At 45.6% G+C, this 16693-nt stretch carries 18 protein-coding genes; 11 read left to right on the top strand and 7 right to left on the bottom strand.

Translation table 11 applies throughout. From position 1 onward, the window contains the following. Positions 1-285: 285 nt before the first annotated feature. Positions 286-657, top strand: coding sequence for a cupredoxin family copper-binding protein (locus VL525_RS00875; RefSeq protein WP_325382314.1), 372 nt, complete (start codon positions 286-288; stop codon positions 655-657). Between the two features lie 134 nt (positions 658-791). Here VL525_RS00875 and VL525_RS00870 read toward each other — a convergent pair whose 3' ends face one another. The 3 genes from VL525_RS00870 to VL525_RS00860 form a co-directional block, all read right to left on the bottom strand. Next, complete coding sequence (locus tag VL525_RS00870; RefSeq protein WP_147032181.1) at positions 792-1004, bottom strand: hypothetical protein; 213 nt, start codon at positions 1002-1004, stop codon at positions 792-794. 85 nt (positions 1005-1089) lie between these two features. Next, entirely contained in the window at positions 1090-1476 is a 387-nt protein-coding gene (locus tag VL525_RS00865; RefSeq protein WP_325382312.1) for a hypothetical protein, read from the bottom strand. A gap of 236 nt (positions 1477-1712) precedes the next feature. Then, on the bottom strand, positions 1713-3047 hold the full coding sequence (locus VL525_RS00860; RefSeq protein ID WP_325382310.1) for a MutS-related protein: 1335 nt from the start codon (positions 3045-3047) through the stop codon (positions 1713-1715). 245 nt (positions 3048-3292) lie between these two features. On the opposite strand from VL525_RS00860, the gene VL525_RS00855 reads away from it, so the two are divergent. The 5 genes from VL525_RS00855 to cls all read left to right on the top strand — a co-directional run bounded on the left by VL525_RS00855 (position 3293) and on the right by cls (position 8831). Next, a complete protein-coding gene (locus VL525_RS00855) occupies positions 3293-3496 on the top strand; it encodes a hypothetical protein (protein ID WP_325382308.1) in 204 nt (67 codons plus the stop codon). Positions 3497-3601: 105 nt separating this feature from the next. Further along, positions 3602-4249, top strand: a complete 648-nt coding sequence (locus VL525_RS00850) for a hypothetical protein (RefSeq protein ID WP_325382306.1) — start codon at positions 3602-3604, stop codon at positions 4247-4249. A gap of 81 nt (positions 4250-4330) precedes the next feature. Continuing rightward, positions 4331-4888 (top strand): pyridoxamine 5'-phosphate oxidase family protein, encoded by a 558-nt coding sequence (locus tag VL525_RS00845; protein WP_325382304.1) that lies wholly within the window; start codon positions 4331-4333, stop codon positions 4886-4888. A 52-nt stretch (positions 4889-4940) separates the two neighbouring features. After that, positions 4941-7337 carry an alpha-L-rhamnosidase C-terminal domain-containing protein gene (locus VL525_RS00840; protein ID WP_325382302.1) on the top strand — a complete coding sequence of 799 codons (2397 nt, stop codon included), beginning with the start codon at positions 4941-4943 and terminating at the stop codon, positions 7335-7337. An 18-nt stretch (positions 7338-7355) separates the two neighbouring features. Then, positions 7356-8831, top strand: a complete 1476-nt coding sequence (gene cls / locus VL525_RS00835; RefSeq protein WP_325382300.1) for a cardiolipin synthase — start codon at positions 7356-7358, stop codon at positions 8829-8831. A gap of 54 nt (positions 8832-8885) precedes the next feature. On the opposite strand, the gene VL525_RS00830 is transcribed toward cls, so the two are convergent. The 3 genes from VL525_RS00830 to VL525_RS00820 all read right to left on the bottom strand — a co-directional run bounded on the left by VL525_RS00830 (position 8886) and on the right by VL525_RS00820 (position 10862). Continuing rightward, a complete protein-coding gene (locus VL525_RS00830) occupies positions 8886-9215 on the bottom strand; it encodes a YbjQ family protein (protein ID WP_325382298.1) in 330 nt (109 codons plus the stop codon). An 81-nt stretch (positions 9216-9296) separates the two neighbouring features. Continuing rightward, entirely contained in the window at positions 9297-9740 is a 444-nt protein-coding gene (locus VL525_RS00825) for a 4-fold beta flower protein (RefSeq protein ID WP_325382296.1), read from the bottom strand. 57 nt (positions 9741-9797) lie between these two features. Then, positions 9798-10862, bottom strand: coding sequence for a M20 family metallo-hydrolase (locus tag VL525_RS00820; RefSeq protein WP_325382294.1), 1065 nt, complete (start codon positions 10860-10862; stop codon positions 9798-9800). 129 nt (positions 10863-10991) lie between these two features. Here VL525_RS00820 and VL525_RS00815 point away from each other — a divergent pair, with 129 nt between their 5' ends. The 5 genes from VL525_RS00815 to VL525_RS00795 all read left to right on the top strand — a co-directional run bounded on the left by VL525_RS00815 (position 10992) and on the right by VL525_RS00795 (position 15416). Continuing rightward, positions 10992-11657: a basic secretory protein-like protein gene (locus tag VL525_RS00815; RefSeq protein ID WP_325382292.1), complete on the top strand. Its 666-nt coding sequence runs from the start codon at positions 10992-10994 to the stop codon at positions 11655-11657. 66 nt (positions 11658-11723) lie between these two features. Beyond that, positions 11724-13340, top strand: coding sequence for an amidase (locus tag VL525_RS00810; protein ID WP_325382290.1), 1617 nt, complete (start codon positions 11724-11726; stop codon positions 13338-13340). A 23-nt stretch (positions 13341-13363) separates the two neighbouring features. Next, entirely contained in the window at positions 13364-14083 is a 720-nt protein-coding gene (locus VL525_RS00805) for a DUF6843 domain-containing protein (protein WP_325382288.1), read from the top strand. 4 nt (positions 14084-14087) lie between these two features. Further along, complete coding sequence (locus VL525_RS00800; protein ID WP_325382286.1) at positions 14088-14492, top strand: AraC family transcriptional regulator; 405 nt, start codon at positions 14088-14090, stop codon at positions 14490-14492. Between the two features lie 162 nt (positions 14493-14654). Next, a complete protein-coding gene (locus VL525_RS00795) occupies positions 14655-15416 on the top strand; it encodes an SDR family NAD(P)-dependent oxidoreductase (protein ID WP_325382284.1) in 762 nt (253 codons plus the stop codon). Positions 15417-15706: 290 nt separating this feature from the next. Here the strand turns inward: VL525_RS00795 and VL525_RS00790 are convergent, their stop codons facing one another. Next, positions 15707-16651, bottom strand: coding sequence for a helix-turn-helix domain-containing GNAT family N-acetyltransferase (locus VL525_RS00790; protein ID WP_325382282.1), 945 nt, complete (start codon positions 16649-16651; stop codon positions 15707-15709). Between the last annotated feature and the right edge of the window lie 42 nt (positions 16652-16693).

Here is a 16693-nt window from a genome sequence, read left to right as displayed (position 1 = left end):
CCCGCAATGCTTCGGTGCAAGCGGTTTATTTTCAGCTATTTCGGATTTTGATATCGTCAAAAAGTGCCCCATTTTTGCATTTTTCGTGAACACCCTGCCTCATGTGCTGACAAAACAGTGTCACCGCTTTAGTCGCCTCTATAACCGAAATTTGTATATGCCGGTACCCGGTTTGTTTGTGAAAACAAAACCGCACAGTTCATTGACATTATAATTTTTAGCAGGCAACCATCCTTCGTTTTCAGCCGTGATAGGTGTATGAGAACTACATCAAATACATTTATTATGAAAACGAAAATGGTATGTGCAGCCATCCTGCTGATGGCAAGTGTTTTATTTTTAGGGGCCTGCGGCAAGTCGGGCAATTCAAACAACCCTACATCGTCGGGCAACACGCCGGTGGCCGCAGCAAATGTGAGTATCGAAAACTTTGCTTTTTCGCCCGCAACGGTTCATGTTAAGATCGGGGGATCGGTTACCTGGACGAACAAGGACGCAACCCCGCATACGGCAACCGACCTCGGCGGAGCTTTTGACAGTGGCAGCCTGGCTGTTGATCAAACATTCAAAAAGACGTTTGCCACTGCCGGTACGTACACTTATCACTGTACCATCCATTCCATGATGGCAAATGCCACCGTTGTGGTTGGTAATTAAAAAAATGCCTTTGGTTTTTTTGTAAAATTATATCAAAGTTGGCTGAAAAACGTAAGCCCCCGGTTTTGTAACCGTGGGGCTTACTATTTTAAGTACCCGCGTCTGTGTAGCGAGAATAACAGGTGGCGGGTTTTTTAACTCCAGCCTGTACCTTTTTTAGCAGCACCGCTCGAGATATGACCTTCAGCAGTTGCTTTACTCATGATAGCCGACATTTTATTGCCTGCAGCGTCTTTACCGCTGGCAATATATCTGCCTGATTTTACGTCGATCACCGGATCGATCATTGGAACATTTTTAGTTTTTGTTTTTACCGAGTAGGCGGTAATTCCACTTTCGTTTGCCATGATAAGTTTGTTTTTAATTTAAAGGTAACCCACAAAATAGGTTTTTGTTTAGAATATATGTTAGAAAGATAAAAAAAGTCGTCATTCAGGGGTCTTTTATGGTACATACCGCCCATCCGTCATTGTTCGCGGATGTCCAATCGGTAAAATGTACCCCGTCGGGATGATCAGGATCCAGGTCGCGCCGGTATAAAATGTTGTCGCTGTTATTAACCGTAAATGACCGCGATTGTCCTTTTACCAGGTATTGGTCGAAGATGATACCGGCACTCTTCGGTATGGTAGCGGATGTCTTCTTTACCTGTATGTGTACCTTTTGCCAGCGGGAGTTACTAATGGAAACAGTAGAGTTCAATGGCATATAGTTGCGGTAAAGCACAAATACAAGCACCGCAAATATGCCGGTCACAAATATTGTGGTTAAATATTTTCTCACGATAAAGAAAGGGATATTTTGGTAAATTTCAACCATGTGACAAGGTTAATTTATTTTGGTTTAAAGGTAAACGGTAACCGGGCGTAAAATAGCAGTGTTATCACCCAATTTAACTACGGGTTTTTACGCAATCCGGTTTTGTGACTTACGCAGATATTTGAGGCTGCAGGAAATGCAAGTTGTATGAAGATATTGAGACCTATCTGGTTATGAATATTTGTATGGTTGTGGTGTAGGCTTTAATAACCCCAACGCCCATTGACGACCGAATATTAAGATTTTAAGGAATTTTTTATTATTTCAAGTATCCCTTCATGCTTCACTATCCACATTCCTAACCGCTCCTCGGTAATACCCGCTTTAAGTTTATAACTGTTTACAGGGTTTGTATCTTCAAAAATCGTTTCCATATACCGGAAATTTATATTTTCAATAGACGATAATTCATGGGCGACCTCGACAATATGCGTGGAAACTACAAAGAAGGAGGTTTTCACTTCTGCAAAGGCCGCAATTATAGCTAAAGAGGCATCATAAGCATCTTTAACATTCGTCCCCCTGAACAATTCATCAAAAATGACGAAAATATCTTTTGAGGTATTCAATTTTTCGGCCACATGTTTTACCCGCAATACTTCTTTATAAAAGTGGCTATGTCCCTGTTCTACATCGTCCGCTAAGTTTATGGTTGTGATCAGCCCTTTAAATCCGGAGGACCTCATACTTTTCGCAGGTACGGGAAAGCCTAATTGAGATAAATAGACGGCGATACCTATTGATTTTAGCAATGATGATTTTCCGGACATATTGGTGCCGGTAATAAAACAAACATTTTTGCTGGGACTAAATGCAACATCGTTACTCCGCGCACCGGTAATAAACGGGTGAAATAACCCTTCGGCAGCTAAGCATGTTTCATCATCTTCATCAATTACCGGGAATGTGAAACCCAGGGAGCGGCCACTTATAATAACGGATTGATAAACATCTAACTGATAGGCAATATTTAAAAGATCCTTCATCTGTTTGTAGGCAAGCTGCCTGAAAAAATGGTCCGCTTTTGCTATATCGGCAGCGCTGAGGTCCGGTTTTTTTATCAGTTGTTTTAGCCATATCAGCTCTTCCGCCCGGAAAGCATTTAAAATGGTGGTGCGGAAGCCCTCAATTTTTTTAGGCAGATCGCCCTTTAGCGCCCCGGCGTAATTTATTAAGCTTTCGAGTATGGAAAGCATACTCTCTACGCCGGTTTGAATCACATAATAATCATTGTCATTAAACTTAAAAGCATATATGATTTTCTCCAGGAACCGGGTTATAACTGAAAATGGTTTGGCATTGTAATGCTTTTTTAAGTAAAATTCCGCAAAATCATAATCGTTTCTATCCAAACTGATCTTAATACGGTGTTCTTCGATATATAAAAACGCTTCCAGTCTTTCCTTTATCTGTACAGGGTCGGTAAGCGGCTTGTTGAACATATCCTGCAAAACTTCATTGCCGCCAATTGTGTGGGTGTGGTTGAAAAGACTAAATATAGATTGGCGGGAATTATTATTTGGGAAAATTGCCAGATCATTTAGTGTTTGCCTGTCTATGTCGAAATTCATCAAAATGCGTGTAAGGTTGCTTAAAGCTAAATTTTCTGCCGGATCATTTTTAAACAGGCGTCGGTTAGTTAGCAACACTAAACGCCCAAAATGAAATTGTATTTTGCCATGCCCGCATTATTTAGATAATCAAGGTTTTTACGGCCGACGGCTGCACCCCGTTCAGCAATACCGAAAACAATAAGGCTGCGTTCATCCGGAACACAGCTTATTTTATTAATATTGTATAAGCAAAAACATTAGCCATGAGTAATACTAAACGCGATTCGGGAATAGCTTACATGTTACTGGGCATATATGCCCTTATGGTGAGCTGGTATTTTAACCATTCCATCATCCTGCTTATCATCTGCTATATATTCTGGCCTATTTACCTGGTATATGAGATATTAAGCGGGCACCTTTCACATGGTATGTGGAAAGAGATCCCCTTGTCTTATTTCAGGTGATTACACGCATGTAAATACCGTAAAAACACGGGTTGACAGGCGGCTGGATATTGGTTAACTTGTTAAGTTTATCAACCAATTAATAATCGCCTAAGTCTCAACGCCATGCAAACAGCTTATTTTATTATTCTCGCCGTATTAACAATTATTGTGGTATGGATCTCTTTGAAGTCAGATATGCTTCGGAATGCGGTTTTTGACCCTACCGTTATAAATAGCATGGCAGCGCAAACGGGCAAACCTGTCCGGCCCGCTTTTAGCCTGGCGCGTACTCAATTGGCATTCTGGTCGGTTATTGTGATAGGTTCATACATCTATGTTGCCTTCTTTACACCTGGAGCAGACGGTGTAAAATTTGCGGTTGAATTAAGTGGTGTTAATTTGATTTTATTGGGAATATCCGCGGGAACTACGGTAGTAAGCAAAGCAATTGACAGCAATCAGCAAACCAATTCAAGCCCGGCGGGCACGGCTGCTGTTCCTACCCCGAGTGCCGACGTGCAGCAAAATCAACCGGCGTCGGGCTTCTTTTTCATCGATATTATTTCAGACGAAACGGGCGTAAGCATTCACCGTCTTCAAAATGTGATATGGACCATTATTGTGGGGGTTATTTACATATCGTATGTCAGCTTAAAATGTGCCTTGCCAGATAAAGCCGTGATAACCGATACGTTACTGGGTTTAATGGGTATCAGTTCGGCAGCTTACCTGGGTGTAAAAACAAAAGAGAATACTTCAACACAACCCTGACGGTTAAAAAAATTACGCTCAATAAATTAACTTTTCTCCAGGATGGGTGATAACTTTGTGTTGTCACCCATTTTTTTGTATATGGCCAAATTTTCTGACAGTATTCTTCCGCAGCATAGCGATTTTATCGACAAACAAAAGATGTTTTTTGTAGCCAGTGCCCCGCTGAGCGCCGAAGGGCATGTAAACCTCTCTCCGAAAGGAATTGACAGTTTCAGGGTATTATCTGCCAATAAAGTAGCCTATATGGACATTATAGGCAGCGGTAACGAGACATCGGCACACGTAATGGAGAATGGGCGGCTCACGTTGATGTTCTGCGCCTATGAAGGGCCGCCGAATATTTTGCGGTTATACGGCAGGGGGTACACTGTACTGCCGGGCGATGCGGAATGGGAAGAGTTGTCGGCACTTTTTGAGCTGCAACTTGCCACACGGCAGATCATCGTCGGCGAAATTGATAAAGTGCAAACTTCCTGCGGTTTCAGCGTGCCCCTGTATGAATATATGGGCGAACGCGACCATGCCCAAAAATGGGCTGCCGCCAAAGGCCCCGAAGGGCTGGAGACCTATAAAAAAGAAAAGAACCGCGTCAGCCTGGATGGCTTGCCGACCGCTCTTTTTGACAGGCTGGCCTGAGATTTACACTTTGGCGAAAAAACTTTCTATCTTTCAGCTATAAACCATTGCCATGAAGTTTAAAGCTACATTCCCTGCGGCTACCCTGCTGTGCTTTCTTGTTTTTGCGAACATCGCTATCGCCCAAAAAAATACCATCAACCCCAAAAGATGGAACGCGCATTGGATAAATGTGCCGGGCCCCGCACCAGACTACCAGGTTTGCCTTTTTAGAAAAGTTGTGAACCTGGAAAATAAACCCGCCAGCTATAAAGTTTTTGTGTCGGGCGATAACCGCTATAAGCTTTATGTGAACGGACATTTGGTTTCGGTCGGCCCGGCACGCAGCGATTTTTATTTCTGGAATTATGAAACCGTCGACCTGGCGTTTTACATGGTTGCAGGGCAAAATGTAATAAGCGCTGTTGTGGCGAATGAAGGTTCGTGGAAACCCGCTGCGCAGATGTCGTACGGCACGGGCTTCATTTTGCAGGGTGCAACGTCGGCTGAAGAGGAGGTGAACACCGACAAAAGCTGGAAATGCCTGCGCGATACCGCTTACACCCCGCTTCCCGTCGAGTTAATTTACAGCTACTATGTTGCCGGTCCCGGCGAATTAGTGGATATGAAACGTCAGCCAAAGAACTGGCAGTCGGCCGGGTTTGATGACAGCGCCTGGCAGCAGGCTAACCAAATGGCTGTAGGAGGCCCCAAGGGGCAAATGTCGTTTAATGATGGCTGGATGTTGGTGCCCTCGCCCATAGCCGCGAGGGAAATGATACCGCAGCGCTTGAAAGCCATGCGCCGGGCAACGGGCGTCAGTTTACCGGCAACTTTTCCATCGGAGCAAAACCCGGTTACCATCCCGGCTAACACCAAAGCAACCATACTGCTCGATCAAACCTACCTGACAAATGCTTACCCCACCATTGTTTTCAGCAGGGGGAAGGACGCAGGCATATCCATGAGCTATGCCGAAGGCCTGTATATCATTGAACCCGGCAACAAAAACTGGCGCGCCCAGGAACGCAAGGGGAACAGGAATGAGATAGAAGGGAAACGTTTCGTCGGTCGTAAAGATAGCCTCATAAGCGATGGGAGCGACAAACAGGAATTTACGCCGTTTAACTGGCGCACTTATCGTTACCTGCAACTGATAGTAGAAACAAAAGACGAGCCATTACTGATCAACGACATTTACGGAACGGCCACCGGATATCCCTTTCAGTACAAAGCCGAATTTGAATCGGAAAATAAACAGCTGGATACCATCCTCCAGATCGGCTGGCACACGGCTAAACTATGCTCCTGGGAAACCTATATGGATTGCCCATACTACGAACAATTACAATACGTGGGCGATACCCGCATACAGGCCATGGTATCATATTACGACAGTGGCGACGATAAATTGGGAAGAAATGCAATAACCCTGCTCGACCATTCGCGCCTGGCCGAAGGCATCACGCAAAGCCGTTACCCTACGGCCATACCACAGCAGATACCAACCTTTTCCCTGTGGTGGATAGCCATGATACATGACTATTATATGTACCGCAATGATAACAGTTTTGTGACCGATAAACTTCCGGGTGTGGAACAGGTGCTCAATTTTTTTGGAAAATACCAGCAGCCCGACGGCTCCTTAAAAAACGCACCATACTGGGAATTTACCGACTGGGCCAATGGCAAAGGCTGGGATGCCGGCGTGGCGCCGATTGGGGCCAATGGCAACTCGTCCGTATTGGATATGCAGTTGCTTTGGGCCTATCAAACCGCAGCCGAATTGGAAGCCGCGTTAGGGAGCAAAGAGTTTGCCGCAAAATATCAAAAGCTGGCAGAACAGCTGAAACGAACCATCCGCAGCAAATATTGGGTTGAAACCAGGGGCCTTTATGCCGACAGGCCCGAAAAGGATGTTTTTTCGCAACATGCCAATGCCCTGGCTATACTAAGCGGGGCCGCAACGCCGGAACAGGCAAAAGCTATCAGCGGTAAAATGCTGACAGATACTTCGCTGGTGCAAGCCTCCATCTATTTTAAATATTACGTTTACCAGGCGCTGGTGAAAACCGGTATGGGTAACGATTATGTGAACTGGCTGGACATCTGGCGCGAGAACATCAAAATGGGCATGACCACCTGGGCCGAAATGTCGGACATCAGCGCCTCGCGCTCCGATTGCCATGCCTGGGGTTCGAGCCCGAACATCGAACTGTTCAGGACGGTGCTTGGGATAGAGACCGCCGCGCCCGGCTTTAAGAAGGTGAAGATAGAGCCGCATTTAGGCAACTTAACGCATATTAGCGGTTCTATACCACACCCGGCAGGCACGGTAAGCGCACGGTACGATAAGCAGGGCGGCAGCTGGAAGATAGCGGTAAACCTGCCCGCCGGAACTCCGGGTAACCTGGTTTGGAAAGGAAAAACTTACCCGTTAAAACCCGGCGAAAACAATTTGACGCTGTAACCTTTATACAGCTGAAATATGGCTCAACATTTATCCAACTTAACCGAACTGGTCGATTGGGTGCTCATAGGCGCCGTTATCTATATAATTATAGTTGTTGCTGTATGCCTGCGTATTATTTACGATACGCGGTCGAACGATAAAGCTGTTGCTTACCTGCTTGTAACCGTTTTTCTGCCTGTTATCGGGATAGCTATTTATTTCTCTTTCGGCATCAGCTACCGCAAGGAGAAGCTGTATAATAAAAAGATCGTTACGGATAAATCGGCGCGTGAAAGGCTGCGCGAACAGGTAAGGCTGGAATCGGAAAAAGCCTGGGATACGAATGAACCTGCTATTCAAAAACATAAAAAGCTGGCATTGTACCTGCTTAATGATGGCATGAGTCCGCTCACCGGTGGTAACCAGGTAAAGCTTTTGATCAATGGCGAAAATAAATTCCCCGAAGTACTGGAGTGCATTAAAAACGCAAAACATCATATCCATATCCAGTATTACATTTTTGAAGACGGCAACATAGGGGAGGAGATAAAAAATGCGCTGGTCCTGAAGGCCCGGGAAGGCGTTGATGTAAGGTTTATCTATGATGATTTTGGCAGCCGGTCTATCCGCCGCGAACTTGTTGATGAACTGAAGGATGCAGGCGTGCAGGCCTATCCGTTTTACAAGGTTCATTTTATATTACTGGCCAACCGTGTTAACTATCGCAACCACCGTAAGATCATTATTATTGATGGTTGTGTAGGTTTTACAGGAGGTATTAATGTAAGCGACCGGTATGTGAATAAACCCGGCCAGCTTTTTTGGCGCGATACACACGTAAAGATCGCAGGGCCGGGTGTGTATTACCTCCAATATCTTTTCATCTGCGACTGGAACTTTTGTTCGGGCAAGCGTTTGAAGCTTGAAAAAGACTTTTTTTGCACGCAACCGGTTACCGGTGGTAAAGCCACGGTACAAATTGCCGCCAGCGGCCCCGATTCAGACTTTCCCTCATTAATGTTCTCGATGGCTCAAACCATCGGGCTTGCCGAAAAGGAATTGCTTATCACAACGCCGTATTTTATCCCCGGCAGTAACATAATGGATGCCCTGCACGTGGCGGCGATGAGCGGCGTTAAAATAAAAATACTGGTACCTGATAAGTCGGACTCGGGCCTGGTCAACGCCGCTGCCCGTTCATACTACGGTGAACTGCTCGACGCCGGCGTGGAGATCTATATGTATCAGAAAGGCTTCGTTCACGCCAAAACGATGGTATCCGACGGGCAGCTATGCATAGTCGGCACCGCCAATATGGATCATCGCAGTTTTGAGCTTAACTTTGAGGTGAACAGCATGATCTATGATACCGCTACCGCGGAAGAGTTGCGGAACGTTTTTTACGATGACATTAAGGATGCCAAAAAAATAAACCCCGCCACCTGGAAACGCCGTCCGTTTATGCGGCAATTTCCCGAAAAGGTGGCGAGGTTACTGTCTCCTCTTTTTTGACTGTTAAGTGGCAGCGGCAATAAAAAAGTCTGCTGCCGCCACTCAAATTTTAATTTAAGCAGGTTCTACAACAACCGCTGTACCGTAGGCTAAAACTTCGGTAATACCCTGCATTACCTCGTTCGCGTCGTAACGCATATTGATGATGGCATTGGCGCCCATAACGTTGGCGTGCTGCAGCATTAGCTGGTATGCCTCTTCGCGGGCATTCTCGCAAAGCTCGACATAAATAGAAAGCCTGCCGCCAAACAGCGATTGAAAGCCGCCTGCAATATTGCCCAACGCACTGCGGCTGCGTACGGTAATGCCGCGCACAAGGCCCAGTTGTTTGGTTATTTTATATCCTTCCAGGCTGGTGCTGGTGGTAACAAATGTGTGGTCCATTTTCTTTATTGTTTAGGTATTGGATTGATGGAAAGGTTAATTGTTACCAAATATAGCGTAATAATTGACGTTTCCCGGTAGTCAGTTTACAAGGCCGCCAAGCAAATAATCGCGCGGATTTACAGAAGCAGGCAACGTGCTAAAATAAGGTTTTGAAGGTTCCTGTTCCCTATATTTCTTTTCAGGCGGTGTATCTTTTAAGCTTTTCAATGATTCTCCGGTAGTTATCGTTCGCCCCAGCGCCTCTTTTGTCCCTACTATAACATACCCGCTATTGTCCCTTAAAGCCCCGCCTTCAAACCAGCCCAAATGTTTCCCGTTGAAACCATATACATCGGTATTATTGAAATTTTGATGCAGGTAACCTACCGGTTTTCCATCCCATAAATAGATAACCTTATCGGTCAGGTAATCATCAATATACGCGGTTGCGGTTCCCGATGAATCGTAAAGATCGATAGTATGGCCCTGGCGGGATGCTGTGCAAAGCAGGCTTACAGTTAGCAGGTAAACAAGGGCTTTCATATTTAAGGCCAGGTATAATTTGAATTGCCATCGAAATTACGAACTGTAACCTGTAAATCAAACAATACTTTCCAGCATTTTGATATACAACTCAATGCCTTCCTTTATCTCTTCCAGGTAGATGAACTCATCCGCCGTATGCGAGCGCGCCGAATCACCGGGGCCTACCTTCAACGATGGTATATCCAGCAGCGACTGATCCGAGGTAGTAGGGGAGCCATAAGTAGTGCGGCCCAAAGCTATACCCGCCTGCACAATCGGGTGATCTTTATCAATCTTCGAAGGCTTCAGCCGGATAGAACGTGGCGTTACTTCACATTTCACGTGCCGGCGTATGATCTCCAGTACTTCTTCATTGCGGTAAGCATCCGTCACCCTTACATCCACCACAAAATTGCAGCTTGCAGGTACTACATTATGCTGTGAGCCCGCATTGATAACCGTAACCGACATCTTCACCGGTCCAAATACTTCCGATTCTTTCGGGAAACGGTAGGTACGGACCCATTCTATATCCGTCATCGCTTCATAAATGGCGTTTACACCCTCCTCACGCGCTGCATGCCCCGATTTACCATGAGCCACGCAATCAAGCACCATCAATCCTTTTTCAGCTATAGCCAGCTGCATCAGCGTTGGTTCGCCCACGATGCCAAAGTCGAGGTGACCAAGGTCGGGTATGATCAATTCCAAGCCATTTACACCGGATATTTCCTCCTCCGCTGTAGTTGCCAGGCAAAAATTATACTTCAGATCTTCCCGCTCATAAAAATACAGGAAGGTATGTATCAGCGATACCAGGCAGCCGCCGGCGTCGTTACTTCCAAGACCGTAAAGTTTGCCGTCTTCCATTTTTGCGTCGAATGGTTCGCGGGTGTAGCCCGAATTCGGCTTTACCGTGTCGTGGTGCGAGTTAAGCAATATGGTGGGCTTCGATTCATCGAAATGCAGGTTGAAAGCCCAGATGTTATTCATTTTGCGGTGGGTTTCCACACCCTTATCGCTTAAATATTTTTCTATCAGGTCGGCTGTAAGCGCCTCTTCCCGGCTGAACGACGGTATCATGATGAGTTGCTGCAGCAGCACTACTGCCTGGGAATATAGTAAGTTGATGTCTGTCATGGATAAAGGGAGAAATCCCGCCGTAAAAGTAAGCCTTTTTCGCTAAGTAGCCGATACTGCCCCACTGTATATGCTAATTTTACAATCCGCAACCATTTCAAAAATTATATTTGCCACTCACTCTTTTTTATGAAAAACATAATCTTAACGCTTTCAATTCTTGCTATCGCGTTAGCCGCAAAGGCGCAGCAAATGCAGGTGATAGACAAAGGTGGCTACAAGATAACCTTTATTAACCAGGATGCTACGCTTGATAAGGCTTTGCAGCAACGCATGATCAATACGTTTTACAAAGTTTATCCAGAACTGGCAAAGGAGTATAATCCCAATACGCTGAAGGAAGTGACCATAGTGATAGACACGGCTTATAAAGGTGTGGCCGAAACGGATAATGGCAAGGTAACCATCAGTGCGGCATGGATGCATAAGCGCCCGGAAGATATTGACGTGATAACCCACGAGGTAATGCACATTGTGCAGGATTACGGCGAAAGCGTGGGCCCGGGCTGGCTTACCGAAGGCATTGCAGATTTTGCCCGGTACAAATTCGGCATAAACAATCCGGCTGCCAAATGGACCCTGCCCGATTTTAAACCGACCCAAAATTATGATAATGCCTACCGTATTACAGCGCGCTTTTTGGCGTGGATAGAAGCCAAGGTAAAACCCGGCATGGTTAAAACGCTGGACGCGCAATTGCGCCAGCATACCTACACCGACAATAGCTGGAAACAATTGACCGGAAAAACGGTGGACGAATTGTGGAAAGCTTACAGCGCTTCGCCTGCGATATAGTGTCGTTGTTTAATTCTCCAAAAATCCGTTACTTGTAACGGGTTTATTCTACATTATACGATCAATATGCAACGAAGAGATTTTTTAAAAACCGGGTCCATAGCCGGTATCACTACGCTGGTCGCCGCATCCTGTAACACGGTTACAACCGACAAGAAAAGCAGCGGGGGTGAGGACGTTTCCCTTGACGATTTTGAATTGAACGAGGTGACCATCGACACGCTTCAGCAGAAAATGCGCATTAAGGAACACACTTCGAGATCGATAACGGAGAAATACCTTAAACGGATAGATGCTATTGATAAAGCGGGGCCTAAGCTGAATTCGGTGATACAGGTAAATCCTGATGCGTTGAACATGGCCGATGCTATGGATAAAGAGCGCGCAAACGGAAAGGTACGCGGACCGCTGCACGGAATACCGGTGCTGATAAAAGATAACATTGACACCGGTGATAATATGATGACGACTGCGGGTGCGCTGGCGCTGGAGGGCAACTTTGCCAAACAGGATGCCTTTATTGTGCATAAACTACGCGAGGCGGGGGCTGTTATATTGGGAAAAACCAACCTGAGTGAATGGGCCAATTTCCGGTCGACACACTCAACCAGCGCGTGGAGCAGCAGGGGAGGCCAAACCAAATGCCCCTACATCCTCGACCGTAACCCGAGCGGGTCAAGCGCGGGGTCGGGTTCAGCGGCTTCGGCTAACCTGTGCGCTATCGCGATAGGTACCGAAACAGACGGGTCGATAGTTTCGCCTTCATCGGTAAACGGATTAGTGGGAATTAAGCCGACTGTAGGTTTATGGAGCCGTTCAGGTATCATCCCTATCTCCAAAACGCAGGACACAGCCGGACCGATGGCACGTACAGTTAAGGATGCCGCTATATTATTGGGAGCACTTGCAGGCGTTGATACGGCAGATAAATATACCTTGGCCGGTAAGGATAAAGCTCACGCTGACTACACAAAATTTTTGGACGCCGACGGACTAAAAGGAAAACGGCTTGGGGTAGAAAAATCTGCCATGGAAATCAGCCCTTTTATGAAGGGACTGTTTGACGAGGCAATAACCCTGCTGAAAAGCAAAGGCGCGACTATAGTAGAGGTGGAGGTTTATCACAACATCAAACAAGCCGGCAAAGACGAGTTCACCGTACTGCTTTATGAATTTAAGGATGGGGTGAACGCTTATCTCAGCAACGCGAACGGTAAAATGAAGACACTGGCTGATGTGATCGAATTCAACAAAAAGAACGAAGCGAAAGCTATGCCTTATTTTAAACAGGAAACATTGGAACTGGCGCAAAAGAAAGGTGGCCTGAACGAAAAGGAATACCTGGAAGCAGTGAAAAATACGACCACCATTACCCGAAGCGTGATTGATAAAATATTGCAGGATAATAAACTTGATGCCATTATAGCACCTACCAATGGTTTCGCCTGCTGTATCGACCTGGTAAACGGCGATTATGACAATGGCTATTCATTCTCTGGTCCGGCCGCTATGGCAGGTTACCCGCATATCACCGTGCCTATGGGTTATTTTGATGAGCTGCCTATCGGCTTGTCATTTGTAAGCACCGCTTATGACGAGGCAGGCATCATTACCCTGGGTTATGCATACGAGCAGGCATCGAAAAAGAGGGTGCCGCCTAAGTTTACAAAGGTTATTGTGTAAGAATTTCTTATTGTATTAATTTAATGGATGCGCCACCCAAAAGGGAAGATAAATTTTATGTTCCTGGAGTAGTATTAATTGCTTTAGGGTATTTAATTTCTTTGATGCCGTATTTGTGGCTATTTGGTACTCCTTTAATTTATTTGACAGGTGTTGTTTTAATATTTATATCAAAAAGAAGCACACGGACCAAGGTGTTATTTACACTGTTACCAATTATCTTTTGGCTACCGGGCTTTTGGCTTTTTGTCTATTTTGCGTCGGAACACATGACGCCTGAAACTTTTCTTATTCCCCAAAATTTCAGGGGCAAAATTACACTTTATTATGGTGAACCCTGTGGTCAGCAACTTCAAAAGATAGATGGCAGGTACATTTATCATATCCCGCAAAACGGCATCATGATCATAAAAAATCCATTGGAAACAGGAATTATCGATCAGCAATATTACGTTGTTGATTCAAATGGGCGGAAAACATCGAAGTTAGATATGCTTGTTCAGCGGGATTTTAATGAAGAATACACTATTGAGAAAAATCCCCATAAGCCCAAACGAAATAAAATCGCAGTATTTTTGGGCGGCACAGGTGGTTCCGGAGCGGTAAATGGAGTTGATGAAGATCACTACAAGTTCCGCGAAATGTATGTAGATTCATGGGATAGTTTGCGAGTCTTGGACGATAAAAAAAGCGATTCTATTGCTTTTGATATTTTACGGAATTGCAGAAAAGAAAAGCCATAAAATCATGCCTACTAAGATCCCTCAAAAAATATTATCGCGCCAGCACGAGATCACTTCTGATTTTCTGAAGGAAGTTGATAAGCACCTGGCCGATATTATAGAGGGGCGCGCTTTGGATATGTACGAGATAAGGGATATTGCCGATATCATGCATATTCACCCTACGCACCTGAGCAATACCATCAAACTGACCACAGGCAAGTCACCATGCAGCTTTTTCGAAGCAAGAATAATGGATATCGCCAAATTTATGCTGCGCGAAACGAATACCCCTGTAGCACAGATAGCCGCCAAATTAACTTTCGACCCCTCCAATTTTACCAAGTTCTTCAAACGTTTTGAAGATATTACCCCAAAACAATACCGCGAAGAGGTATTTGTTAGTTCAATAGTGGATAGTCAGCAGTGAATCCATATCCTTTCAACAACTGCCTATTCACCATTGACCATTCACTATTCACCATTGACCATTCACTAAAAAACTGAACTGCTCACCATTTTTTCTGAAACAGTCACCATGCCCGGGCGTTGTTTAAAGCGGAACTTTGTATCGTTTTAAACGATAAAAAAAATGGAACAAACAACTAAAATAGCGCTCATAACCGGCGGCAGCCGCGGACTGGGCAAAAACGCTGCCATGCATATTGCAAAAAAAGGTATCGATGTTATTATTACCTACCGCAGCAAAAAGGACGAAGCCGAAGAAGTAGTGGCCGAAATTGAGCGCACCGGCCAAAAGGCGGCGGCCCTTCAGCTTGATACAAGCATGATCAGATCTTTTGAAGCTTTTTCGCAGCAGCTTACTGCTTTATTAAAAGAAAAATGGGGTAGCGAGCATTTCGATTTCCTGGTAAACAATGCCGGTATTAATGCCCCATCGCCGTTTGGCAAAACTACCGAGGAAGATTTTGATCACCTTGTTAACGTGCACTTTAAAGGGGTTTACTTTTTAACCCAAACACTGCTGCCGGTTATTGCCGATGGCGGCCGGATCATCAATTTCTCCAGCGGGTTAGCCCGGTTCTCGACACCCGGGTATGCTGCTTATGCTTCTATGAAAGGGGCGATCGAAGTGTTTACACGCTACCTGGCAAAAGAGCTTGGGCCCAGGAAAATAGCGGCCAATGTTATCGCGCCCGGTATCATCGAAACAGATTTTACCAGCGAAGCTTTTTCCAACCCGGGGATGAAGGAACGGGTATCACAAATAACGGCTTTAGGTCGCCCCGGCATGCCCGATGATATTGGCGGCATTACCGCCTTCCTTTGTACCGAAGATGCCCGCTGGATCAACGCCCAGCGTATCGAGGCATCGGGTGGTATGAATTTGTAGGGTAGTGATTTGTTAATTGGTGATCAGAGATTAGTGATCAGCTAATTGGATAAGGAGGTTTTTATATTTTCCTGAATTCAAAAAAGACCCCCTCTTTGCGCAGCAGAGAGGGGGTAGGGGGTGAGTCGGCACGCCGCTTTGCGAGTTGACTCACTCGGCCGGCGCTACGCTGGGCCACCCTCTCTATCGCAAGCGATAAAGAGGGTTTAGCGGTTACCCTAAACAAAAAAAGACACCCTCTTTGCGCAGCAGAAAGGGGGCAGGAGGTGAGTCTCACGGAAAGGATGGGTTCACACCTTCAATTCCATCTGTATATTCGACCGTTCATAAGGTGACGGCGGACCTGTTATTTTTTCGAAACCCAACTTTAGGTATAAATTGATGGCAGGTTTTAACATGGTGTTGCTTTCCAGGTAAACGGTATCGGCGCCAAGTTCTTTCGCCTTGTCAATACAAGCGCGACCAAGCAGTGTGCCGATGCTTTTGCCCTGTGCTTTGGGTGACACCGCCATTTTTGCCAGTTCGTATTTTTTGTCGTCCATTTTGATAATGGCACAGGCGCCCACAACATCACCTTCATAAACGGCCATAAAAATATGCCCGCCTTTATCGATGATGTATTCATCGGGATGGTCCAGCGCTTTATGGTCCGACTCCTCCATCCGGAAGTATTGGGTTATCCATTCTTCATTCAGTTGCTTAAAAGCCTGTTTATGTTCTGGAGTGTAGTTAATGATCTCCACCTTGCCGCCTTCACGTTTCTTTTTTTCCTCCTGTACCCGGCGCAGCAGGCTCTTTTGCTCCAGTAAATATTCCCATTCTTCAATGGCTTTCCACAGGTCGTACTGGCTTTCGCTGAAAGCCTGGTTGATAGCCGCCGAAACATCTTCGTGCTGGTCGTTCAATTTCATAGCTGCTGCCTTTCCTTTTTCGGTTAACGATACAAAGTTTTTACGCTGGTCGTGCTTGTTCTTGCGTTCGGTAACAAAACCACATTTCACCATTTCACGCACAACCTGGCTTACCGAGGCATGGCTTTGCCCTATCTCGCGTGCGATGACGGTTATCGAGTTTTCGTTGGTTTGCGTCAGTACATAAAATACCGGCCACCACCTGGGCTGTATATCCACCCCATAAATGTGGTACAGTTGCGCGGCATCAGTGGTTATCATATCGCTCAACCCCCTTAGCCTCGAACCTATTGCCATTTTGCCAACCTTGTTGTAAAATTCCATTTTTATTTATTTACGTAAGTACTTACGCAAGTTTAGATACTT

The sequence above is a fragment of the Mucilaginibacter sp. genome, from assembly GCF_035492695.1.
Classification (GTDB): Bacteria; Bacteroidota; Bacteroidia; order Sphingobacteriales; family Sphingobacteriaceae; genus Mucilaginibacter.
This window is presented reverse-complemented; position numbering and strand designations above follow the sequence as displayed.